This is a genomic window from Pedobacter sp. AW31-3R, assembly GCF_052180285.1.
Lineage (GTDB): Bacteria > Bacteroidota > Bacteroidia > Sphingobacteriales > Sphingobacteriaceae > Pedobacter.
This window is the reverse complement of sequence record NZ_CP197475.1, coordinates 4,155,908-4,179,249: the sequence shown is the minus strand read 5'-3', so window position 1 is coordinate 4,179,249 and position 23,342 is coordinate 4,155,908. Positions and strand designations below refer to the sequence as shown.

Below are 23,342 nucleotides of genomic sequence, written 5' to 3'. Positions count from 1 at the left end.
GCGTTTAAAGGAATTAACAAGGCAGGTTGAAATGAAAGGTTGATCCGGCCTGGAGCACACTTTCTACCCAGATCTTGCCGCCATGCCTCCTGACGATCTCATCGCAGAGGTAGAGGCCAATGCCGAAGCCGGCAATGGTTTCCATTTCTTTGCGCTCTACACGGTAGAAACGGTCAAAAAGCCTGGCCTGGTCGTGTTCGCTGATCCCCATACCTTCATCTTTTACGCTGACCTGTACCGTATTGCCCTTGCCTGTGCAAGCCACATGGATGGTGCTGCCTTCAGCAGAGTATTTGACGGCATTACTGATGAGGTTATTGATGACCTGCCCGATTTTATCCCGGTCGGCCTCAAGAAAAGTGCGCGCTACAGGAGCAAAAATTACCCGGTGACTGGAAATGGTGGCAATAGTTTCTTCCTCGGTTTCTCTTACCAGTTCCGCCATGTCGAAAACACTTTTGTAAATGGGTATTTTTCCCGTTTCCATCCTTTTCATGTTGAGGAAACCATTGATCATGGTGGTCATCTTTTTTGTTTGCTTTCCGGCCCTTTCGAGTACACTGGCAGCGAAAGTGTCGGCATTGCTGGCTGCTTTAAGTGCCAATATCTGAATGTAGCCGTTCATGGATGTCAGCGGGGTCTTGAGCTCATGGCTAACCATGCTGATGAAATCATTCTTCCGCTGGTCGTCTTCTTTTTGTTCCGTAATATCGATCATCGTCCCGGAGAAGTAAGCTTCCTTTCCGTTCAGTGCAGGGTTGAGCTTGCCGGTGGCCCTGAGCCAGCGCAGCTGTTTGCTCCTGAATTCAACCACCGGATATTCCATGTCATAGGATCTTCCATTGGCAATGGCCAGTTCCATTTCCCTGACTACATTGTCCCGGTAGTCTTCCCTGATCTGGGCAATTGTGGCTTCATAGGACATTTCTTCATCGGTGTAGTAGCCGAAAAATTCCTTCAGGCGATTGGAAAATATAACTTTCTTACTCAGTGTGTCCTGGTACCAGATGCCCAGCTTGGCCTGTTCAATGGCAATGTTCTTCAGCTCTTCACTGGCTGCCAAAAGGGTATTGGTGCCAAGCAGGTCTTCCTGCACGGCCTTCAGTTCCAGGTTGGCGGATAAGAGCTCTTCATTGGTGGAGGATATTTCTTCATTGATCGCGGCAAGCTGATGATTTAAATCCTCAATTTCCTGCCGGTAACGGATCTGTTCGGTGACTTCGGTCGCCACGATCATGATGCTGGCCGCTTGCCCACTGCTGTCCTTAACCGGATGGTAGACGAAATTGAAATAGGCCTCCTCCAGTCTCCCGTTGCGTACCAGGAAGGCCTTGAGCTCATTCCCGAAAAAAGGGGTATTGCTGAGGAGGACATTTTTGAGGATGCCCAGGAAAGGCTGCCCCTCGAGTTCAGGAAGCGCGATATGCAGGGGTTGATTGATGACGGTATTGGTTTTACCCCAGAGCTCCAGGATTTTTGTATTGGCTGATTCAACAATCAGCGCTGTTCCCGTCAGTACCCCAATCGCTACAGGTGCATCTGCAATCATATATTTTGCCCTCGCCTCACTAAGGGATAGTGCATTGATGCTGTTGTGGAGGATGAGCTCTGTATGGACCAGTTCTTCATTGGAAGTGCGCAACTCTTCATTGATGGCCGCAATTTCCTCGATATGCAACTGCAGTTTCTCTGCTTCTTCAATGGAAGATAGGCGCAGCTCGATTTCATCCATGACCACCCCGGCGAGTCTCTTCAGGATTTCCCGGTCTTCCCCGGAAAATGTTCTCGGCTTTTGGTCAATGATACAAAGGGTGCCGATCAGAAAACCATCGGGAGTGGTGATGGGTGCCCCGGCATAAAACTTTAGCCCGAATTTCCCCGCCACATTCGGATTGCTGAGCAGGCATGGCTCCTCAGGTGCGTTTTCAAATACCGTGACTTCAGGGTTGAGCACGGCAAGGGAACATAGGCTTACCCCACGTGCGGCACCTGTGGCCTTTCCCATCCCGATATTGGCTTTGAAGTATACCTGTTCGGCATCGACAAGGGAAATCAGGGAAACCGGGACTTTGAAAATCCGTGCCGCCAGTTTTGCCAGGTTGTCGAAGGAATGCTCTGGCGGGGTGTCAAGAATTTTGTATCGTTTTAGCGCTTCAATACGCTGGACGTCATTATCAGGAATAATGTCAATACCAAAAGTATTATCCATATCAGAATTTATTAGGAGATGTAGGGGTATGCGGTAAGATTGGTGTATGCGCAATTACTTGACCAAATATATTTATATATAGTAAGATTTTTTCAATTCCATGAAATTATTGAGAGTTCAGTTTGAAAATATGAGGGATATACTTCAAAATATTGATGGTATGGTTCAAAAGATTGACAGTGTGGTTTGAAGTATTGACAGTATGGTTCAACATATTGAGATTATAGTTCCGGGTACGGTGTGCTGAAGGAGGAGATACGGGTGCCGGGATACAGAACAGGTGTTGGCGGTTAACTGCTGAGCAGCCGGTGCTGGATAGTCTCTTCGATGTCGACAAACATTTCCGCCAGGCCCATCCCCAGGATAATCAGGGGCTTGTTATAGGAATTATGGTGCTGGATCAGTTGCTGGAATTGTTCTTCCGCATTTTCTTCTGTCCTTAACAGGACAATGGGGTTCTGCAGGAGGAATAAAAAACACAGGGCATAGGTGGTCTGCATCAGGTCCCATGCAGCTTCCTGCAGGTTGATCAGGCTGTCCCTCAGGTTTTCACTTTTTAATTCCCCGATACTAAAGGTGTCAATGAATTCCTTTGTGGCCTCTTTCAATATGGCTGAAGCTTCCAGTGCCGAGGCGTCGAGATGGTGCTCGCTCAGCCAGCCTTCCAGCGTAAGGTTGGCTTCCATGAAGTATTCAAAGCATAGTCTGGTGAGACCATCCCGGGAATCCTGGATGAGCTCGAGTGTGGAAGGATCCAGGTGTTTCCTGTTGACCAGGGTTTTGAGGTCCTTAAACTCATTCTCTACCGTGTAGCTGAACAGGGAACCGGCAAAGGAATGAAGGCTGGACCGCAGGGAGGTTGCCGTGATCGCAAAAACATTGTTGAAGAGGAACGTGTTGGAAAACATAGGGAACCAGTTATGAACGTTATTTGGGATGCTCGGTAATGAGCTCCGCTAACTGTATATGTAATGCATCGCAAACATCCAGCAGCGTAGAGAACATGAAGTCCTCTTTGGCATTTTCAATATCGCTGATCTTTGCCCGGTCTACCTTATCACAGTTGTCCGCCAGCCGCTGCTGTGACAATTGCTGTTCAAGTCTGATCCTCCGGATATTCTCACCAATCGTCCTGTAATATTTTTGATGGTTAGGTTTCATAAACTCCAAAAGTTGGGTATTTTAAATAATAAAATAGTGGCAATAATACCACATTTTAATTTTTTTTTAAGGCCATTCAGCTCCCGGATGACCTAAGTTTTGCCTGCTGGTTGTGGTCTTTGTATGTGTTTCGATGTTTATATGTGCTTAATAAATAAGGACATTTGCCTCTTTATTAATTTTTAATACGATTTAGCTTGCTTTTATATGTATCTTGCCGCAACTAAATATTCCTGTGCCTATTTTTTTGTTTCCATAGGAACCACTGAAAAACCAATATGTGCCAATGAAGATCATCGAAAGAATTGACCGCCATGAAGTACTCAAGCGCTGGGCGATCGGAGAAGTATATTCTGAATTCTTTAATCCCGCATATGAGTTTTACCGGGCAGATACGCTGGCGAAGCTGCAATCCGGCAGCAGGTACCTGGAATCGGAAGGGATTGAACTGGTGCTGGAACTGAAGCAGGTGCTGGTCGATTCACTTTCCCAATATATCAAATGGCACAAGGCTATCCTCGAAATCAATAAATCTGACCTGGATATGATTTATACCCTGCAATTGCCAGGCTGGGAAAGAAATACAAACGGGAGTTTCCTGATTGCCGATGCCGCAAGAAATATTCACCATTTCCCCAACCTCGATAAAAGGGTTTCCGGAATTTATCAGGCCTTGAAAAAAAATGAAGTGAAACTGGAAGGAATTACCCTCCTGGCGGTAGATAAGATTGGCCCCTATGTAGCCGTAGAAGGAAATGGACGGCTGACCGGTATCTATATGGCCCAGCAGCTGTCCCAGCTCCATCTGATACCTGATAATCAGATTGAAATCACCCTGGGACTGTATTGAAACAGGGGATAAAAAAATCGGCCCGAGAAGCTCATATTTTTTTTTGCATTTGTTAGGTATAATATTAGATTTGCAATGTTGTACGATAATTAGCCTAACAATTAATTAAATGGTCGATATAGTAGAAGTAAAAAGATCTCATCTTTATGTGATCCGTAACGTTTTTAATAAAAGAACACTGAAAAGCTACAGTGCCGAGACTTTGTCGTTTTTGATCGGTAAACCGAATGATTATGTCTCAAAAGTAGAATCTTTCCATGAGGAGTGTTACCCCGTTGATGTGCTGGAGCATATTGCCAAAGCCCTCGACCAGAAAGATTACCTCAGTTTGATCTCCGCAGGTGAACCCGATGACCTGGTGAAAGCCAGCATGAAAGTGGAATGGCAGGACAACTTCCTGCACCAGGAATGTTTCATGTATACGGAGGATGGGGGAGTGGAAATGATGTATATGGTCTCGAAAAATATGGAACTGCCATTTTATGGTGCCGGCAATGACCCTGAAGTCTATGAACTGACGACGATCCTGGAAACTATTGATGTGATGATCCGTGATGGCTATTTTGATGAACCGCGCCTGCCATTCGAAACCCTGGCCTATATCAAGGATACCTTTACTTTCCTGGTGGAGCCCAATAATTTTGAGTTCGTCCTCAGCCAGTATGAAGAACATCCCGGAGATAAGAAGCTGATCTCCATAGAAAGTAAAGGTTTTCAGTATTATGTGGCTGATGCACCTGAGCAGGGCTGATGGCAGCAGGCGATGGACTTAGCGGGCCCAATATAAGCGCATGTGGAAAAGTTTTTTAAGCTAAATTGCTGTGACTAAAACGTTTATCCGGAATCCTGCATTTGCAGAATAGATTCAGCCTGTTTATATTTAATCTTTGTTTGAACCAAAGATGATTATTTATGATGCATTGGGCTGAAGTAACGGAGGCTACGCTGAAAACTGTACACCATGTGATGTGCAACCGGATCCGTAAAGGGTATAGTGCTGAACTGCTTTCCTGTTTGATCGGGAAACCCTGTGATTATATCGATAATGCTGAGTTTTTCAGGGAACGGTCTTACCCTCCCTCAGTGGTCAATAAACTGATTAAACTTTTGGGGATCCCGGAAGAGGCTGAGGGTGGGAATACGCAGGATGGTGCTGAAATGGTTCGGGTAGGCATGGAGAAATCCATGATCGGCGGATACAATACCTATGTATGTACTGCCTATCTGGCAACCGTTGCCATTACCCGCTTCCTGGTGCAGGAACCTGCAAGCCTTGCGGTGAAACTGGAGTCGTACGTAATTGGTGCCTATGACCTGAGTGTCGTGGTGGATGCGGTATACCTGATGACGCGCGATGGCCTCTTTGACCAGCCCATGCTGGCCATGGATGTGCTGCTGTATATCAATGACCTGCTGCAGATGGAAGTGAATCCCTATGGCCTGATGATTTTACTGGAAGAAGCCTGCGACGCTGTGTACGATTTTAAGCTGATTAAAGTGATGCGTCCCGGTTTTTTTACCTATGTGAAGGACCAGGGCTATAGTGGCTTATGTTAGTGTCCCGATAGCCGGCCCGGGACTGAGGCCCATAAAATGGAGACATTTTCCGATAGGTGTTCAAGATCATATTTGTTTCTGGATAAAACTTTTATACTTGCCACCAGTAAACAGCGAAATTTTGTCCAATTCATCTTTTTATGGAAATGAATTACCTATCCGAGATTACAGAAACCCAGTTCCAGATCATTTATAAGGTGATGATCAAAAGGATTGCCAAAGGGTACAGCGCAGAACAACTTTCTTATTTATTGGGCCGCCCGAGAAATTATATTGCAAAGGTGGAGTGTTTTGACCATGATTGTTACCATGTCACTGAACTGAGCAGGATTGCCCTGGCCCTGGAGGAAAATGATTATACCAGTTTTATGCCGGAAACGATCATTGATGATAAGGTGAAAATCAGTATGGAAAAAAATCTGGCCGGCGATACCTGTACCTATACCTGTGCTTCCGTTACACGGGAACATCAACGGAAGATCCGCTTTGTGCTGCAGGAGTATATTGGCCGGCGCGTGTTCCTCGGTTTCAGTGGGATACGGGATTATGACCTGCTGATCCTCCTCGATATGGTGGAGGTGCTGATCCGCGACGGGTATTTCCGCAAGCTGCGCTCGCCGCTGGATATCTTTACCTCTATCAACCGTTTCCTGAAGTTTGTCATCAGTCCCTATTGCCTGCAGCTGGTGCTGGACAGTTATTGTGAAAGCCAGTGCGGATGTAAACTGGTACGGACAGTCAAGGGGAATTATTTCTTTTACAGTTATAATTGCAGTGGGGACTGAAGGTATAAAAGTCCCTAAAATGAACCTGCAGCAATACCGTTTTATTTTCTTTGTAAATTGTATCGGGTGATTGAGTGAACAGATTAATGCGGATCTGTAAAGCAAATTATTTTGATCAATATGTGTGGGAAATTTTCATTTTTAGCTTATTCAGAAGCTCAAAACCGTGTTTTACAGCAGCTGAATGGTATTATCATCTATCCTTTTACAGAAACTGGCATACCAGAATTTGTTCATTTTATGCCGGAAACGCGGAACAGGAGGGCAGGATTAAGTACTTATTTTAAGCGTAGGGTACGCTACCTCCCGGAACAGTTTTACGTGCTTTATTTTAATCCCATCAGGTGGGTCCTTCCCGACCTTGCCAGTACCATGAGGTCCTTGACTGCCTTTCCCGTGGAGTATGGAAAACACAGGCTGAATTTCCTGATCAGCTATGGATGCATCACCTTCGATGTGACCCCTAACGATATCCCACCGGAACCGGAAGAAACACTCCTGCTGCGGGTGCCCCTTTTTTTATTTAAGGAGTGTTTTTATATCAAGGTAATGGATAGCCCTGAGATGATGGGCGTACCCAAATTATTTGAAAAGGTGGAGTTTAACTGGTAGCCGAACGTTGTCAGGCGGGCCGGGACAAATGGTTCAAAATGGAAAGATAAGGGGATCCCCTTTATCTGATTGCGTAACTTAAACTGAAAGTATGATGGGTATGAAGCTAAGGTTTTTCTCCTGCAATGCGTCTTCTGAAGCACTTTTGGAAAGATTTGTCTACAATTATATGGTCAATGATAACCAGTTGTCCTTTACCCTGGAGGACGATTATGATTTTGCCGTGGTGTTCGATAAGACGGATGAGCCAATAAAGGCTTCTGCCGGGATCATTACGGTGGTGCAGCAGCCTTCCTGTAGCGTGTTGCACAAGCATAACCGTTTTCTGAAAGAAAGTGATTTCCTGCTGATCCACGATCCCGGGCTTTTTGAACAGACCCTCCAGATCAATCTCGGTGGAATGGTGATTACCTCCCCCTCATATATGTTTTACAATGACAGGGTGAAGTACCAGCTGATGGATTTTGTGGCCAGCGTACAAAAGGAGAAAAAGGTGTCGATGGTGGTGTCGAATAGGAATAAGGGGTACGGAAATTACAGGAAAAGAATCGCGCTGCTGAATAAAATCCTGGAGTCCGACCTCCCCGTGGATATCTTCGGCAGGAACCTGGAGGTCAATGACCCTCGCTATAAAGGTGCTCCCGATTATAAGTACAGCGCACTGATCCCCTATGAGTATTCCATTGCAATTGAAAGTGCAAATGAGAAGAATTATATCAGCGAGAAGTTTTTTGACTGCGCCATGTACCATGCCGTACCTATTTATTATGGTGCACCCAATATCGCCGAGGTTTATGATGAGCGCTATTTCAGGACAATAGATATAGATAGCCCGACGATTATTGAGGATATCAGGGAGATGATCAGCAAACCTGCACCGCGTTCTTCCCTGAACAGGGATATTTACAGGAACGAGTTCAATTTATATACCCGGTTGAAGGATATTGTGCTGGACTGAAGGCCGGTGCATAAATATTTTGTTTTTCCTTGGGAGGTTGTTCTTAAAAGCACCACTATCTTAAGAACTGTTATTGAACAATTGGCTATCCCATGAAATTGAAATTACGTCCTCTCCCGGCAGTTTTCCTGCTGAATACAATGGCCACAACCGTTGGATCCCCAAAAGTCACCGGTTTGGCCGAAGTGAATTCCCCGGCAATTTTCTATCTGCAGTTTAATCGATCGGTATGCAGCTGAGGGATAAAGTAAGTGTAGTTTTTCTTGTTTTCTTTCTGGGTGCTGCAGGGCTATATGCACAGCAAAAACCAGCCTGCGCTGGCAGATTCACGATTTAATTCTTTTATATGCAAAAGTTGATCAAAGATTTTCCGCGAAGAACAGTGGAAATTGCCCGCAAGGAACTGGCAAAGGCCGGGATGGTCATAGCTAAACCCAGGGTTAATGTGCTGTTGCTGATGAATGGCTTTAGCGGACATACAAAAGTGCTTTTCGATGCTTTTATAAAAGCACTGGACAATCGTGCCCTTGTGGACCTGTACATTTATAACAATGACTTTCCGGCTTTCCGGAAGCGCTTACTGGAGAAACATGGGGCCTATGATAAAGTGGTTATTGTTCTGCATTTTAATGTCGGTAATAAGTGTCCCCTGAAGTTGCTGAGGAAGGTGTCAGGAGATAAGCTGGTGTTGCTGGATAAACAGCTGAGTGGGATGGAGGGTGCCGTTTCTTCTGTGTATGCAGATGTGAAGAGCGATATTTTTGAGGCGATGGAGAAGTTGTACGACCGGCTGGTTCATTATGGTCTGCTGATCCTTGTTCCGGGATCAAATCATTTTGCAAAAGAGATTGTGGAAGGTTTTAGGGGATTTTGCGACCGCTATGGTTTTGCCGGTAAAGTGATTGACTACCCGGAACAGTGCCCTATTGGCTTTGGACAGGCCTATATCTTTCTGCAGGAGGAAGACCTGGTATCGGTGATTGAGCGGGTACAAGCAGTGGGGTTAACGGTAGGTAAGGATGTGGGCCTGGTTTCCTATGGGGAGAGTCCGCTGAAAAGAGTGATCCTTGATGGGATTACGACAGTGTCATCAGATGTGGAAATGATGGGTAGCCTGGCCGCAGCCTGTGTACTGGACAATGAAGTACGGAATGTGGCGGTCCCTTTCGAAGTGAATATCCGCAATTCACTATAAGAGCTTTGTTTTTTAATTAGTGCGTTTGTTTATAGGAAGCAGGATCTGTTAAGCTGATCCTGCTCTTATAGGAATCAGCAGGTGATGCTTAAACATAGCTGGTTACCATGATATTTTTTCCAGGGCCAGGTGGATGGTGTGGTAGATCACTGATAAATCATCATCACTGATACAATAGGGGGGAAGGATGTACAACACGTTCCCCAATGGCCTCATGAGGATGTGGTGTTCCAGGAAGAAGTCATACAGCTGGTCCCTTAAGTTACTGAAATAGGAACTGCCACCAGGTACCGCCCACTCCATGGCCAGGATGGTTCCCTTCTGTCTCACTTCTTTTAACTTCGGGTGGCCGGCAATGGTTTTCGCAAAGGCCGTATGGTTTGCACAGATCCGCTGGATGTGGGCTTGGGTCTCTGCCGTTAACAGCAGGTCTATACTCGCCGCCGCCGCTGCACAGGCGAGTGGATTCGCTGTGAAGGAGTGGCCATGGAAGAGGGTCTTTAACTGGTCCTCCGAGAGGAAGGCCGTATAGATCTCCTGACTGCAGGTGGTCAGCCCTAAAGGCATCATGCCCCCGGTGAGTCCCTTGGAAAAACACATGATGTCCGGTTGTTCCTGTAGCTGGTCGGCAGCAAAGTTTTTCCCTGTCCTGCCGAAGCCGGTGAATACCTCATCCTGAATCATGAATATTCCTGAACTACGGCAATGGCGCATGAGCTGGTCCAGTTCCATGGCGCCGTACGTGACCATGCCGGCAGATCCCTGTATCAGCGGTTCATAGATGAAGCAGGCCAGGGAATCGCTGATGCCGGAAATAAAAGCTTTGAGCCCTGCTATGTTTTCTGCTGTGGGCAGGTCGATAAAGACCACTTCAAATAATAAGGAGGCAAAAGGAGAAGTCCAGGCACCCCTTGCACTGACAGACATGGCACCGAAGGTGTCACCGTGGTATCCGTTGCGGAAAGCAAGGATTTTTTTTCTTGGCTGATTTTTATTGAACCAGTATTGCAGGCACATCTTGAGGGCAACTTCAATGGCGGTAGACCCATTGTCGGTATAAAATACCTTCTCCTGGTTTGCAGGTAAGAGCTGCAGCAGCTTTTCCGCAAGTTCAATGGCAGGCCCATGGCTGAACCCCGCAAAGATAACCTGGTCCAGTTTTTTCAATTGTTCGGTGACCCTGGAAACCAGGAAAGGGTGGGAGTGGCCATGAAGGATGACCCACCAGGAGGAGACGGCATCGATGTATTTCCGGCCCTCCAGATCAAATAAATAACTGCCTTCCGCCCGCCCGATGGGGATGGGGGGCCTGGCATTGAGCATCTGGGTATAGGGGTGCCAGATGACTTTGGCATCTCTCGCAATATACGCGCTGTTGGTTAAACTCATAGTGTAGTTGAGTGGAGTAAGGTGTTGTTCTTAAAGTTGTTGTTTTTGTTATTTTCTTTTGGGTTAAGGGCTGGGTTAGGCTAATCTTTAGGGACTTTTTTCTCCATAGGCTTCAACCCAAGTACCTCAAACATTTTTCTGTCGTCGTCCAGCCTTGGGTTTGGAGTGACGAGCAATTCTTCGCTTTCACTGGTGAATATGGAATTGGCACCGGCCATGAAACACCAGGATTGTTCTTCGGTACTCATTTCTGCACGCCCCGCACTTAACCTGACCATGGATTTTGGCATGAGGATCCTTGCCGTGGCAATCATCCTGGTCATTTCCCAGGAATCTACTTTCGGCAGGTCGGCCAGGGGAGTTCCTTTGACTCTGGCCAGCGCATTGACCGGAACAGATTCAGGATGCCGGGGAAGGGTGGAAAGGGTGTGTAACATGTTGATCCGGTCGGCATGCGTTTCCCCCAGGCCGATGATGCCCCCGGAGCAAACAGAGAGGCCTGCCTTACGTACATGGTTGAGGGTGGACAGGCGATCGTTGAACGTACGTGTACTGATGATTTCCTGGTAGTGTTCCTCAGAGGTGTCCAGGTTATGGTTATAGGCATATAGTCCTGCTTCCTGTAATCTTTCTGCCTGCGACTCGCTTAACATGCCCAGGGTGCAGCAGACTTCAAGTCCAATGTCATTGACACCTTTAACCATTTCCAGGATGTTTTCGAAGTCGCGGTTGTCCCTTACCTCACGCCATGCAGCAGCCATGCAGAACCTGGAGGAACCGGCATCTTTTGCCCGCTGTGCAATGGCGACCACATCCGTTTTTGACATCAATGCTTTGACTTTGATACCGGTGTGGTAACGCGCCGCCTGTCCGCAATAAGAACAGTCCTCAGGACAACCGCCCGTTTTTACCGAGAGTAAGGTGCAGACCTGAACCTCTCCCGGATGATGGAATTCCCGGTGGATGGTGGCCGCCCGGTATACCAGTTCCAGCAAAGGCTGATGGTAAATCTCCTGTATTTCTGCTCGGGTCCAGTCGTTTCTGATTTGGGTTTTTGTGTTCATCTTATTGTTTATATAGGATTTGTAAGTATTTGAATAGTATAAAATTAGTTTTTTTATTTGAAAGCGTTTTTTAGGTGTTGTTTGTGGGGTGCTTGAATTTCTGTCAGCTGTTTCCATGCCGTATTTTCTGGCAAATGGTCCATAATGACCTCCTGTGTGTCGGTGTCAAATGCGCCATTGAAGACCACAAGTTTTAGGGACAGGCCACTATGCCGGAGGGCGTGTAGACTGAGGAGGCTGTGGTTAATGCAACCGAGGTAATTGCGGACCACGAGTACCACATTTGCCCCCAGCTGACGAATGAGGTCTATCATTAAAAATTCATTGGAGAGGGGGACGAATAATCCTCCCGCACCTTCAATGATCAGTTTGTTTCGGGTAACCGGGAGACTGAAATCTTCCGGCCGGATGCAGATCCCTTCCTGGCGTGCTGCCTGATGCGGAGAGGCGGCCAGGGACAGGCGGAACCGTTCGGGGTGGATGAAGGACTGACGGTTGGAAAGCAAACGCCGGACCTTGTCGCTGTCACTGTCGTGCAGATCCCCCGCCTGCACAGGTTTCCAGTAGTCGGCTTTTTCCTGTTCGGCCAGTGCCGCGGAAACAATGGTCTTTCCAATGTTGGTTCCTATGCCGGTGATAAATAATGGGGTATGGTCGGTATCGAAGATCTTCATCAATATGTTTATTTGGTTTGAATGAGTGGAAAGAAAAAATTGAATAGGGGAAAGAAAAAGGGAGGAGCTGAGACCAGTATAAAAAACGGGCTAAAATTGAGGGGATCAGGGGATTAATCTGACCTTGCTGAACTCCCTGCACAGGGAGAGGATTTCCTCATCGGTATTGTGCAGGTGCAGGCAGATCCTCAACCGCTCTTTTCCGGCAGGTACCGTCGGACTCAGGATGGGTCTCACATCGAAACCGGCATGTTGCAAGGTGTCACTCAGCATCCTTACCTGAATATTCCCGCTTATAAATACGCATTGTATGGCTGTGGGATTGCGTGTGCTGAACAATAAGGACTGCGGAGGCATATGGTTCACAAATAATTCCGACTTCCTGAGCAGGTCTCTTTGCAGGTCTTTCTGGGAAAGCATAAAGTTGTAGGCAGTTTTTATGGCAATGAGGCTGTCTAAGGGTAGGGCGGTGCTGTAAATGAGCGGGCGGGCGAAGTTGATGAGGTAGTCCTTCAGCAGCTGTGGGCCAACGATAATGGCCCCATGTAATCCCAGTGCTTTCCCAAAGGTGATGATCCGGGCAAATACCTGTCCCTGCAAACCCAGCTGGTCGACCAGTCCGGTACCAAGGACCCCGAATGCATGGGCTTCGTCTACAATCAGCTGGGCCTGGTAGGTCTGGCACAGTTTCATGACCGCAAGCAGATCGGGGCTGTCCCCTTCCATGGAATAGACAGATTCCACTGCGACGTAGACAATTCCCTCCAGGCTGCTGAGTTTTTTTTCCAGGTCGTCCAGGTCATTGTGCCTGAATTTGATCCGACGGGCAAAGCTGAGCCGCGCACCATCTATGACCGAGGCATGGATGTATTCGTCAGTAAGGATGGTGTCTCCTTTTTGTGGCAGGCAGGAGAACAGGGCCATATTTGCTGCATATCCTGAATTGAATATCAGTCCGTTTTCTTCCTGGTGTATCGCTGCAATTTCCTCTTCCAGCTCTTCGGCGTAAGCCGTGTTTCCCGTGATCAGCCTGGAGCCCGTAGATCCCAGTTTCGCTTTTCCTTTCTTGCTTGTCGATTCCTTAATTTGCTGATGTAGAGTTTCTGATCTCGATAGACCTAAATAATCATTGGAGCTGAAATCAATGAGGTTGGATACCACCTGCAGCTTGCGGCAGGCAAAATCGTCTTTGCGGAATTGCAGTTTTTTTTCCATCAGCAGTGTGGCCTTCATCACTTGTATTTTTAAAACTTAGGGGAATAGTGAACGGCACTGCCCAAGTCAGTGATCCAGTGGTGATAAAGTCTTTCCTCTATCAAAGTGATGATTTTGGCATGGTGTTCCCAATCGGAAGAGAACCTTTTTAGCTGCTCAATCATTTCTTCCAGGTGCCCCTGCTCTTCTACAATAATGTTCCTGACACTTACTGTGCTCTTGACTTCATTCAGCACCTGCTGATAAATGGGGTAGAGGTAGTCTGCCCTGACTTCTATGGCATAAGTGACCAGCAGGTAGGCACCAAATTTTAAGTCTGCCCCGGTTAGCCGCAACGTATTTTTCAGGTACCTGCTGGTTTCGAGATCGAGCTTGTTGAGGTACAACCGGCTGCCGCGGGGGGCAAGCAGGTAGTCCGGTTCATAGGTAAGGAATTGCCCGGGACTCAGTTTCGCTACCTGCTTTTTCAGGTAATACGCATGGCGGTGTTCTTCGGCTGCATGTTTCAAGACCATATAGGTGGTCGTTTCCGGGAGTTCACTTGCCGATATTTTCCTTGCCCCGATGTTTTCCTGCAGGGACAGCGTATTCAGGAACCTGGCATGCAGTGCCTGTTCCCCTACAATGTGCCTTAATAGCTCTTCAATATTCATGGTTCTTTCTTGGTTTTTTTCCAAAAGTATGACCTCGCCGGATAGCTGACGGGAGCCAGTTTTAAGTTTATGGGTGGTCCGGTTGGGTTGGACAATTGGAATCTGCAGTTAAATGGCCTGCGGAACTGTGGAAATTGCCTGAAAGGAAATCTACAGGCGTCCGGGGGAAGATGTTAGGGAATGGGCCATTCTACCACCAGGCAGCTGAAATTTATAAATCTTACCATAAATGCGCTCAAAAAAGCCGGAAACATCCAATATTTAGCGCTGAAAGAATGCTGATTGTTAGTTGACAGTCAGTTTATTTTATATATTTGCTACTTATAAATATAAATTGAAAAGCAAGTCAACAAATATAGCAGGTATATGGAATGAATGGATCGGCGATTCCGGTGTATTTTCTATAGAAAGCCGTATTTTTCATGCGGTGGCCCTTATGGCTTCCCTGATCATGCTTGTCAATGGTACTGCATCCCTTTTTGTGGGGCTCAGCGGTATCGTCTATTTTACCTTTGCCTTTATTCCTGTACTGATATTCGCGTTTTATTTATCCAGATTCAGGGATAGAATGAATATAAGTCTCTTTATTTTTGCATTTGTTTCCTATACGGAATGTATTGTTGCCTATTTTGTGTGTGGAGGGGAAAAAGGGGTAACCCTGTTGCTGGTGCTGGCCATTACCTTTATCCTGGCGGTCATTTGTCCCAAATATCAGCTCAAATACTGGCTGGCGACCAGTGCCCTGATTCTTTTTGGGTTGCTGACAGCAGAGTTCCTTCATCCGGAATGGATAATGCCGATTTATGACAATGATGCGATCCGCCTGATCGACCAGGGACAGGCCTATTTCATGATTTTCATGTTCTTTGCCCTGGTGACCTATTATATCAAGGACAATTATTACAATGAAAAAAGTAAGGCGGATGTAAGGGAGGTTGAACTGGTCAGCCTCAATGAATCCAAGAACAAGCTTTTCTCTATCGTGGCGCACGATTTACGGTCGCCCCTGGCCTCTATACAAAATTACCTGGAATTGCTTAAACAGGTATACCTGACGGACGAAGAGAAGGAAAATATTCAGGACCACCTGCTGCATTCTACGAAGTCAACTTCAGAAATGCTGAGCAATATCCTGTCCTGGACGAAAGCACAGATGGATGGGATTTCCCTCAACCTCGTCCGTTTCAGCGTATCCCGGGTATTGCACAATACCCTGCAGGTACAGTTCCTCCAGGCGAAAGCAAAGGGCATAGAACTGAATTATCCGGAGAGCTCTGACCTGACCATGTTTGCAGACCCCGATATGATGCAGCTCGTGGTACGTAACCTGCTGAACAATGCCATTAAGTTTACCCCCTCAGGAGGAAAGATCTGGATCGAGTACAGTGAAGACGATCTCCGGTTTACCATCATGATCAGGGATACTGGAATTGGGATCGCCAAAAAGAACCATGCAGAGATCTTCTCGCTTAAAAGCCAGTCTACCTTCGGGACCGACAACGAAAAGGGAGTGGGACTGGGGCTGGTCCTGACAAAGAGTTATGTGGAACTGCAGAATGGCACCATCTCCCTGGAGAGTGAAGAGGGGAAAGGAACAACCTTCCTGCTTACTTTCCAAAAGGACTAAATCGTTTTTCTATCCCTTTTTGTCTTCCTCCCGGAAACAGAAAAAGAGGCTGATGACAACCTCTTTTTTTTAGGATAACTGCGTTTTTAATGCGGTAGAATAATAGTATCCGCCGCTTACACCAGTTTCTCGTATAACCTGTATTTCTTGTAAGGATCTCCTTTGATCGCTTCGATCGCACTGTTCACCATATCATTGTGTTCCAGCGTCCATCCGGCTTCAGCATACTGTAAGCCTTTAGCCCGGTACGCCTTGATGATGCCTCCGTATAAACAGGCTTCAATACCCATTTTGCGGTAGCCATCTACCACGCCCAGCAGTAAGATCCTGATCCCTGTGACTTTCTTTTTGCCAAAAAGAAGCTTGAAAATTCCCGTGGGGAATAACCTTCCCTTTTTGATCCTGATCTGTATCTGGTTCATGTCGGGAATGGCAGCACCAAAACCGATGAGCTTGCCATTTTGCTCCGCAACAAGACAGAAGTCGGGATCCAGGACCAGTTTAAGGTCTTTCGCCTGGTAGTCGAATTCCTCGTCATTGAGGGGAACAAAACCAGAGTTCTTGTCCCAGGCCTTGTTGTACACCTCACGCAGGCTTGCCGCTTCCTGTTTGAAGTTTTTCATGTTGATCTTACGGATGGTGATCTCATTGCGCTTTAGGCGTTCTTCCAGCCTGTCCATTAATTTCACCGAGCGGTCATCGTAGTTGTCGCCGGTAAATCTCCAGGCAATCAGGTCTACCTGCTTTTTCAGGCCTGTACCTTCCAGTAAGGCAGGATAGTAAGACGCGTTGTAAGGCATCATCACCACTGGAGGGGAGTCAAAACCTTCAATCAGTAATCCGCAGGATTCATTGGTAGAAAAGTTTACAGGGCCAATGATTTTGTTTTTTACCCCTTTTTCCTTCAGCCAGTTTTCTGCAGTTGTCATCAGCAACTGGGCAGCAGCCTGGTCGTTTATACAGTCGAAAAATCCGAAAAAACCATCACTGGCATTGTTCAGGGTATTGTGGCTATTGTTCAGGATCGCTGCAATTCTGCCAATGATTTTAGTTCCGTCGTATAGAAGGAAACACTGCAATGAAGAATGTTTATGGAAAGGATGGGTGGTTAAAAGGTCTTTCTGGGCAATAAACAGCTCCGGAACATAATTCGGGTCTCCCGCATACAGGTCGTGCGGAAAATCGATGAATGCCCCGAGTTCTTTTTTGGATTTTACCGGAATGATTGTTTTCATCAGCGTATAGTTGTTTTTTAAAGGTGATGAAGCGATCATGTGCCTGTTCATTGCTGTTTGTCAGCGGTAGGCTTATGATGGTTTCATCAGAATATATTTTTTTTAAAGGTGATGAAGCGATCATAAGCCTATTCATTGCTGTTTGTTAGCGTTAGGCTTAGGATTGTCTTCATTTGAATATAAATTTAGGCCCTTCCTGTTTCACCTTGCTGTTTAAGCAGGATAGCCTGGTTTTTTTTATAAATATTTTGACGAAATTATAAAATTTCAATTCCCTTTTCTTCAAACACATCAAATATTTGTGCATTGATCATACTTTTTGTCAGGTCAGCTTTTGAAATGTCCTTGCACCAGAAATATATTTTTACGTCGCTGTTCAGTTTACTCACGGGACTGATCATGATCACCGGTTCCTTATTGATAAAAACATTGCTGTTTTCGGCAATGATGTCCCGGATGAGGCTGATGACTTCCGTGGAATCGAAGGGCTTGGTAATGGATAGTGCCATGTCCACACGCATCTGGTTATTGCTGAGTGTCCAGTTGATGATGTTATTGGATAGAATGGCCCCATTGGGAATGATGATTTCAGCACCTTCATCGCTCAGCAGGGTGCTGGCACGGACACCGATTTCCTTCACCCTTCCTTTTTTGTTGCTCAGTTCTACCACGTCACCGATACGTATGGTTTTATCGAAGATCAGGATAATGCCGGACACAAAATTGCTGACGATGTTCTGTAAACCCAGACCAATACCCACACCAAGTGCACCCAGGATCACGGTGATCTTGTCGATCGGCAGTCCCGAAGCGGCAACAGCAATGAGGAAACCGCCAATCAGTAAGACCAGTCGTGTAACAAGCAATTTTGAACGTTCCCCTTTGTTGTCTTCAAAAGTGTCATCACCCGTATCCCCAAAGAAGTAGGCGATGTATTTTTGCAGGAAGTTTGCCGTCCAGATGATTCCCAGGAAGAGGACCACCCCCCCGAAGGTAAAGGAGAAGCTGCCTATGGTGCGTGTTGCTGTAAGCGCTTCCATGACCGAGCTGTACAACCCGTTGAAAATGTTGAGGTTGGTGGTGAAAATAACAAACCAGATGATGATTGCGGCGATGCCGGCCAGCCTTTTGAGTCCGGCGATGACCGGCTTCCAGTCAAAATACTCCGGATACCCCTTCCTAATCCTGCTGCTTTTCATTTGCAGCAGGAAGGCCTCGACCAGCATTTTCGCCAGGATCGTTAAAGAGACCGCATTCAGGAATGCGCTTACCCCGGTATTGTAGAAAATGCCAGTCAGCGTAAAACGCCCGAAAATATTGCAGAAGGTAGCGATTACCGCAAAGGTGACATAGATCCATCCCGTGCTGAGCAGTACTTTATACCGCCTGGATTTCTCTTCCAGTGTTCTCCAGACCAGGATGCCGTAGATGGTGGCACTGCTGCTTAAAAACAGCAGGAGCCAGCGCTGGTAACGTGGGGGCATGCCCAGGATACGCAGGATAACCGGCGCCAGCAGAAATAACACAAACAGGCACCACTGCTGGAATAACCTGCGCGGTAGTTTTTTGTAAAACAGAAGGGTTAACAGTGCCGCCAGCAGCAGGTGTACCCCTTCGATGTATAAGGCCGGTGCACCCAGGTCAAATACCGGTGCCAGCGTGAAGAGCATGATGAAGGTAATGAGGTAGGGATGGGGACTCAGGAAGGAAAAACGGAAATCCACCACGGCATCCAACCTGTCGCGCTGTTTCAGGCTCCTGAAATTAAAGAATACCCAGAAGAAGAACACCAGGCAGGTGAAAAGCAATAATGCCCTGCTGCTGCGGGTGTATACGAAGTAATACCCGGAGATCTGCTGTTCCCCGTTGATGAATTTACGGAAGCCCTCGCTGCGGTTGGCCCTGCGGTTGGTCGGTTCCCAGATGTACCGGCGTTCCTTCCCGAATGCACGGATGCTGACTGCACTGAGCTGGCTGTCGGTCAGGTACATGAGCTCCTTGATGTTGATCAGGTTGGCAGAAGTACGTGCCTGAAGGTTATTGATGGTCAGGGTGGTATTTTTGAGCAGGCTGTCCATGACCACATGTTTTTTCTTCAGCTCCGCAAACTGATCTTTAAACAGGCTGTTCATGGAAGGCTGGGTGAAGATCTTGATGATAACCGAGTCTTTACGCAGGTTCAGGATCTCTGTTTTTAATTCCCTTAATTCTTTTTCATATTCGTCCAGGTCGCTCAGGCAGTCTTTATTGTTGCTCTGCAGCTCTTCCAGTAAGGTCTGGTCCATTTGCAGGTTCTGCAGGTTGAGTGTTCTTTCACTCTGGGTAAGCCTGCTCTTCAGCAAAGCGATCGCCGCTTCGTCCTGGCTGAGGTGACCCTCTATCGGGACCAGTTTCTTGAACGAAGCTACCGTAACAGGGACTTTATTCACCGCTTCGAATACTTTTTCAAGATGGGAAAGGTAGTCCCCTTTGGTTAAGGTGGCGGAATCACTGAGGATGGCCAGGTCATGCGCTAAAGCCGACTGTTTGCTTTTCTGCGCGAAACTAGGGGCCGCAGAAAAGCACAGCAATACCAAAACCAGGGCAAGACGGATAGCTGATGAAGATGAACTTTTTGTTGTCATGTAGGCTGTAAGAAGAAATTTGTTTGTCACCCGGATGCAGAAAAGGTGCTTTGTGGGCGCGACAAAAATAGGTAATAGAATTGTTATACACTAATTCCGGAGGAAATGTTGTTTGAGCGGGAAAGTAACGCAGGGGAGGATGTCTTTTCGTGTGATTCCGGTCATAGGTGATGGAGATCATTTATTGTTATCGAGCTTTTAACCAAAGAATTGCGGATTATTTGAAATATTATTTGGATTTATTCTTGATAAGTCGCTATACTTGCAGAGTTATTTAAAAAGATTCTAAATAGTTGTTCATGAAATCAGGTGTTTTCTTCGTGTTAGCGTGTATGGGTGTTGGAACTGGCTATGCCCAGGAAAAAACAGGGAAGTCCTCGGCAGCTGACCATCACCTGAAAGACGTGGTCATCACCGGACAATACGCTCCCCAGTCTTTGAGGAATTCTGTTTACCAAACCCGTATCATCAGTGCAGAAAAAATCCGCCTCCGCGCCGCCACAAATCTGCAGCAGGTGCTGAGCACGGAACTGGGTTTCAGGTTTTCCAATGACATGACTTTAGGGACCAGCAATGTGCAGCTGATGGGAATGGACGGACGTAACGTGAAGGTCTTACTGGATGGTGTGTCCCTGGTGGACAGGAATGATACCCGCGAGAGCTTGAACCAGATTGATATCAATACAATAGAACGCATAGAAATTGTAGAAGGACCACTGTCGGTGTCGTATGGCTCCGATGCCCTTGCCGGCGTGATCAATATCATCACCAAAAAACCAGGTAAAGAAACGCTGAGCATCAATGCCAGGGTACAGGAAGAAACGGTAGGAAAGGAGTATTCGCCTTTTTCAAATGAGGGGCAGCATATCCAGCACCTGGGGGGATCCTGGCAAAAGAAAGGTTTCAGTGTGTTGGCGGGGCTGACACACAATGATTTTGGTGGCTTTAATGCCCCTGAACCCCTGGAGGAGGCCGCTTCTATTGCCGCTGAGTCTAACCGCTGGAAGCCAAAAGAACAATGGATGGCCAATACCAAACTGGGATACAGCAATGATAAATTCAATGTATGGTACCGGATGGATTATGCAAATGAGCATATCTATGCGCAGGAGGCCTATAATCCCGGAAATTTTAAAGCCCTGAAAGCGGAATATGTGACCAACAGGTATACACAACAAGTACAGGGAGATTACCGGTTTAGCGAACGCCTGCAGTGGAATGCAGTGGCTGCCTTTTCTAATTTGCAACGCAGGACCATCACGAATATACATGATTATTCTACCGGAGAGGAAACACTGTCGACGGCCCAGGGCACCCAGGATATGGATAAATTCAGGTCTGCCACTTTCCGTTCTACTTTACAGTATAAATTATCGGACAGGGTTTCCTTCCAGCCCGGAATAGATATCAATATTGACCATTCCGACGGGGCAAGGATTAGTGGTACACCAACGATCAACGATTATGCCTTCTTTATCTCTTCTGAAATAGAATTGTTGAAAGGCCTCGTCCTGCGTCCGGGACTTCGTTTTATCAGTAACTCGGTATACGATGCCCCACCCGCAATCCCCTCATTGAACACAAAAATCAGGCTGAATGAAAAACTGGACCTGCGTTTCGGTTATGCCAACGGGTTCCGTTCCCCGGCACTGAGAGAGCTGTATTATAACTTTGTAGATGCCAGCCACAAGATCTATGGCAATGAAAACCTGAAGGCAGAAACCTCAGACAGTTTTAATGCTTCCCTGACCTTGACGGAAATGAATGCGCAGGCTACCCATTTCCGCTCTGTACTGAATGGTTTTTATAATATTTTTCATGACAGAATTGATTATGCGGTAGATACGGTAGATCCAACGGCGACGACACTGCTGAACATCAATACCTATAAAACTACCGGAGGAACATGGGAGAATACAGTGTTCAGCGATAACTTCCAGTTCTCCCTGGGTTTCTCGGTCATAGGGACCTATAACCAGTACAGCGAAAATGCAGCACAATATGGAGAAACTCCTGAATTTGTGTGGACACCGGAAGTCAATTCAAACCTCAGTTATACCTTTAAAAAGCTGGGTGGAACGACTGTTAACCTGGCGTATAAGTTTCTTGGCAGGAAACCTGTTTATCAGTTGATCGCTGCGGATGGAACCCATCCGGAATATGTGAGGCTGGCTAAAACGGGTTCTTTCAGTATGGCCGACCTGATGTTTACCAAGAAGATAGGGAACTCGCTGACGCTGAATGCAGGAGTGAATAACCTCTTGAACGTCACTACGGTAAGCAATACGGCAGCAAATACCGGGGTGGCACACTCCAGCGGGGAGGGACCGGTAATCATGAACTATGGCAGGTCTTATGTGCTGGGACTGAACTTTAACTGGACGAAAAAATAACAAACATACCAACCTTATAATATAAAATATCACATGAATAAATTTACTAAACTCATTGCATTTTTATGTATCGCTACAGCTTTTACGGCTTGTAAAAAAGACAGCGATCCCATTGTTGTTGTTCCTCCATCTGATGGAAGTACATTGACATTGAACGGCCTTATCGGTACTGAAACTGGCGCAAGCGCTGGAAACAGTGTCTTTGTAGACTTCAGTACCGATAAACAAACTTCTGTAGCCCGCGAGACCTGGGACCTGGGTTTCTATTGCGGAACGGATTTCAGGGTGATCCTTAACCCTTCCGTTGGCGCTACAGCCATTGCTATAGATAAAACAGACCTGAACCTGGTGACTGCAGCAGATTCTCTGGCACTGGGAACTTCCCTGAGCCTTGGTCAGGGTGCAGGAGCCATGAGCGCTGTAGACGCGGTGGACGGAAATACGTCCGCTTATTTAAACGGAACAGTGATCGCTGCTGTTTCTGCTACTGATGCGGAAAATAAAGTTTATCTCGTTAACCGCGGTACCGCCGGCCTCTTGTCAGGTGCCCGCGGATGGCAAAAGATTCGCGTGATCCGCAATGGTGCAGGTTATACCCTGCAGTATGCGAAAATCAACGAGACTACGTTTAAAACGCTGACCATTACCAAAGACGCTGCTTATAACTTTAAAGCGGTGTCTTTTGTCACCGGCGCTGCAACTGTTGAGCCTTTAAAAGCTGATTGGGACCTGCAATGGGGCCTGTCGACTTACAAAGCTTCTGCAACTATCCCTTACACTTTTTCTGATCTGGTATTGATCAATTTTGTTGGTGGCGTAACTGCCGGGGAGGTGCTGACCAGTACGGTTTCCTATGCTGCCTTTGCGGAGTCAAATATCGCTGGTGTGACCTTCCTGGGTACAAGGGAAGCTATCGGAAGCAAATGGAGGGTCACCTCTGCACGTGAAGCCGGTGCCGTGCTGGGAGTGTTGACAGACCGTTTCTATGTGCTGAAAGATGCTGCAGGAAATGTCTATAAACTGAAATTCGTCAGCTTTATTGCCGAAGATGGGGGTACACGTGGAAAACCCGTAATTGAATATAAATTGGTTAAAAAAGGTTAAAGATTTGGTTTGTGTTTGAAAAGGCTGGCTTTCATTG

Annotated in this window: 20 protein-coding genes; 10 read left to right on the top strand and 10 right to left on the bottom strand. The window is 46.8% G+C overall.

The features are described from left to right. Positions 1-13: 13 nt before the first annotated feature. The 3 genes from ACSBL2_RS17110 to ACSBL2_RS17100 form a co-directional block, all read right to left on the bottom strand. A complete protein-coding gene (locus ACSBL2_RS17110) occupies positions 14-2,209 on the bottom strand; it encodes an ATP-binding protein (protein WP_442587766.1) in 2,196 nt (731 codons plus the stop codon). Between the two features lie 290 nt (positions 2,210-2,499). After that, positions 2,500-3,117, bottom strand: coding sequence for a hypothetical protein (locus ACSBL2_RS17105; protein ID WP_442587765.1), 618 nt, complete (start codon positions 3,115-3,117; stop codon positions 2,500-2,502). Positions 3,118-3,136: 19 nt separating this feature from the next. Beyond that, on the bottom strand, positions 3,137-3,370 hold the full coding sequence (locus tag ACSBL2_RS17100; RefSeq protein WP_442587764.1) for a helix-turn-helix domain-containing protein: 234 nt from the start codon (positions 3,368-3,370) through the stop codon (positions 3,137-3,139). A 286-nt stretch (positions 3,371-3,656) separates the two neighbouring features. Here ACSBL2_RS17100 and ACSBL2_RS17095 point away from each other — a divergent pair, with 286 nt between their 5' ends. The 7 genes from ACSBL2_RS17095 (at position 3,657) to ACSBL2_RS17065 (ending at position 9,327) form a co-directional block, all read left to right on the top strand. Then, a complete protein-coding gene (locus tag ACSBL2_RS17095; RefSeq protein WP_442587763.1) occupies positions 3,657-4,220 on the top strand; it encodes a hypothetical protein in 564 nt (187 codons plus the stop codon). A 109-nt stretch (positions 4,221-4,329) separates the two neighbouring features. Next, positions 4,330-4,971 (top strand): hypothetical protein, encoded by a 642-nt coding sequence (locus tag ACSBL2_RS17090; RefSeq protein ID WP_442587762.1) that lies wholly within the window; start codon positions 4,330-4,332, stop codon positions 4,969-4,971. Between the two features lie 161 nt (positions 4,972-5,132). Further along, positions 5,133-5,777 carry a hypothetical protein gene (locus ACSBL2_RS17085; RefSeq protein WP_442587761.1) on the top strand — a complete coding sequence of 215 codons (645 nt, stop codon included), beginning with the start codon at positions 5,133-5,135 and terminating at the stop codon, positions 5,775-5,777. A gap of 146 nt (positions 5,778-5,923) precedes the next feature. After that, entirely contained in the window at positions 5,924-6,562 is a 639-nt protein-coding gene (locus ACSBL2_RS17080) for a hypothetical protein (RefSeq protein WP_442587760.1), read from the top strand. Between the two features lie 120 nt (positions 6,563-6,682). Next, a complete protein-coding gene (locus ACSBL2_RS17075; RefSeq protein WP_442587759.1) occupies positions 6,683-7,174 on the top strand; it encodes a hypothetical protein in 492 nt (163 codons plus the stop codon). A gap of 91 nt (positions 7,175-7,265) precedes the next feature. Continuing rightward, complete coding sequence (locus ACSBL2_RS17070) at positions 7,266-8,132, top strand: glycosyltransferase family 10 domain-containing protein (RefSeq protein WP_442587758.1); 867 nt, start codon at positions 7,266-7,268, stop codon at positions 8,130-8,132. 346 nt (positions 8,133-8,478) lie between these two features. Further along, positions 8,479-9,327, top strand: a complete 849-nt coding sequence (locus ACSBL2_RS17065; RefSeq protein WP_442587757.1) for a substrate-binding domain-containing protein — start codon at positions 8,479-8,481, stop codon at positions 9,325-9,327. Between the two features lie 102 nt (positions 9,328-9,429). Here ACSBL2_RS17065 and bioA read toward each other — a convergent pair whose 3' ends face one another. The 5 genes from bioA to ACSBL2_RS17040 form a co-directional block, all read right to left on the bottom strand. Then, positions 9,430-10,716, bottom strand: a complete 1,287-nt coding sequence (gene bioA, locus ACSBL2_RS17060; RefSeq protein WP_442587756.1) for an adenosylmethionine--8-amino-7-oxononanoate transaminase — start codon at positions 10,714-10,716, stop codon at positions 9,430-9,432. An 80-nt stretch (positions 10,717-10,796) separates the two neighbouring features. Beyond that, positions 10,797-11,780 carry a biotin synthase BioB gene (gene bioB, locus ACSBL2_RS17055; RefSeq protein ID WP_442587755.1) on the bottom strand — a complete coding sequence of 328 codons (984 nt, stop codon included), beginning with the start codon at positions 11,778-11,780 and terminating at the stop codon, positions 10,797-10,799. Positions 11,781-11,833: 53 nt separating this feature from the next. Beyond that, complete coding sequence (gene bioD / locus ACSBL2_RS17050; protein WP_442587754.1) at positions 11,834-12,454, bottom strand: dethiobiotin synthase; 621 nt, start codon at positions 12,452-12,454, stop codon at positions 11,834-11,836. Positions 12,455-12,559: 105 nt separating this feature from the next. Further along, complete coding sequence (locus ACSBL2_RS17045; protein ID WP_442587753.1) at positions 12,560-13,687, bottom strand: aminotransferase class I/II-fold pyridoxal phosphate-dependent enzyme; 1,128 nt, start codon at positions 13,685-13,687, stop codon at positions 12,560-12,562. Positions 13,688-13,698: 11 nt separating this feature from the next. Beyond that, positions 13,699-14,322: a hypothetical protein gene (locus tag ACSBL2_RS17040; RefSeq protein ID WP_442587752.1), complete on the bottom strand. Its 624-nt coding sequence runs from the start codon at positions 14,320-14,322 to the stop codon at positions 13,699-13,701. 334 nt (positions 14,323-14,656) lie between these two features. On the opposite strand from ACSBL2_RS17040, the gene ACSBL2_RS17035 reads away from it, so the two are divergent. Beyond that, the gene (locus ACSBL2_RS17035; RefSeq protein ID WP_442587751.1) at positions 14,657-15,949 is read left to right on the top strand and encodes a sensor histidine kinase; all 1,293 of its coding nucleotides are present in this window, start codon (positions 14,657-14,659) and stop codon (positions 15,947-15,949) included. A 116-nt stretch (positions 15,950-16,065) separates the two neighbouring features. Here the strand turns inward: ACSBL2_RS17035 and ACSBL2_RS17030 are convergent, their stop codons facing one another. Together ACSBL2_RS17030 and ACSBL2_RS17025 are read right to left on the bottom strand one after the other, a co-directional pair. Beyond that, complete coding sequence (locus ACSBL2_RS17030; RefSeq protein WP_442587750.1) at positions 16,066-17,184, bottom strand: hypothetical protein; 1,119 nt, start codon at positions 17,182-17,184, stop codon at positions 16,066-16,068. Between the two features lie 257 nt (positions 17,185-17,441). After that, the gene (locus tag ACSBL2_RS17025; protein WP_442587749.1) at positions 17,442-19,808 is read right to left on the bottom strand and encodes a mechanosensitive ion channel domain-containing protein; all 2,367 of its coding nucleotides are present in this window, start codon (positions 19,806-19,808) and stop codon (positions 17,442-17,444) included. A 299-nt stretch (positions 19,809-20,107) separates the two neighbouring features. Between ACSBL2_RS17025 and ACSBL2_RS17020 the strand changes: the two genes are divergently transcribed. Further along, the gene (locus ACSBL2_RS17020) at positions 20,108-22,201 is read left to right on the top strand and encodes a TonB-dependent receptor plug domain-containing protein (RefSeq protein WP_442587748.1); all 2,094 of its coding nucleotides are present in this window, start codon (positions 20,108-20,110) and stop codon (positions 22,199-22,201) included. Positions 22,202-22,234: 33 nt separating this feature from the next. Beyond that, complete coding sequence (locus ACSBL2_RS17015; protein WP_442587747.1) at positions 22,235-23,305, top strand: HmuY family protein; 1,071 nt, start codon at positions 22,235-22,237, stop codon at positions 23,303-23,305. Positions 23,306-23,342 lie beyond the last annotated feature (37 nt).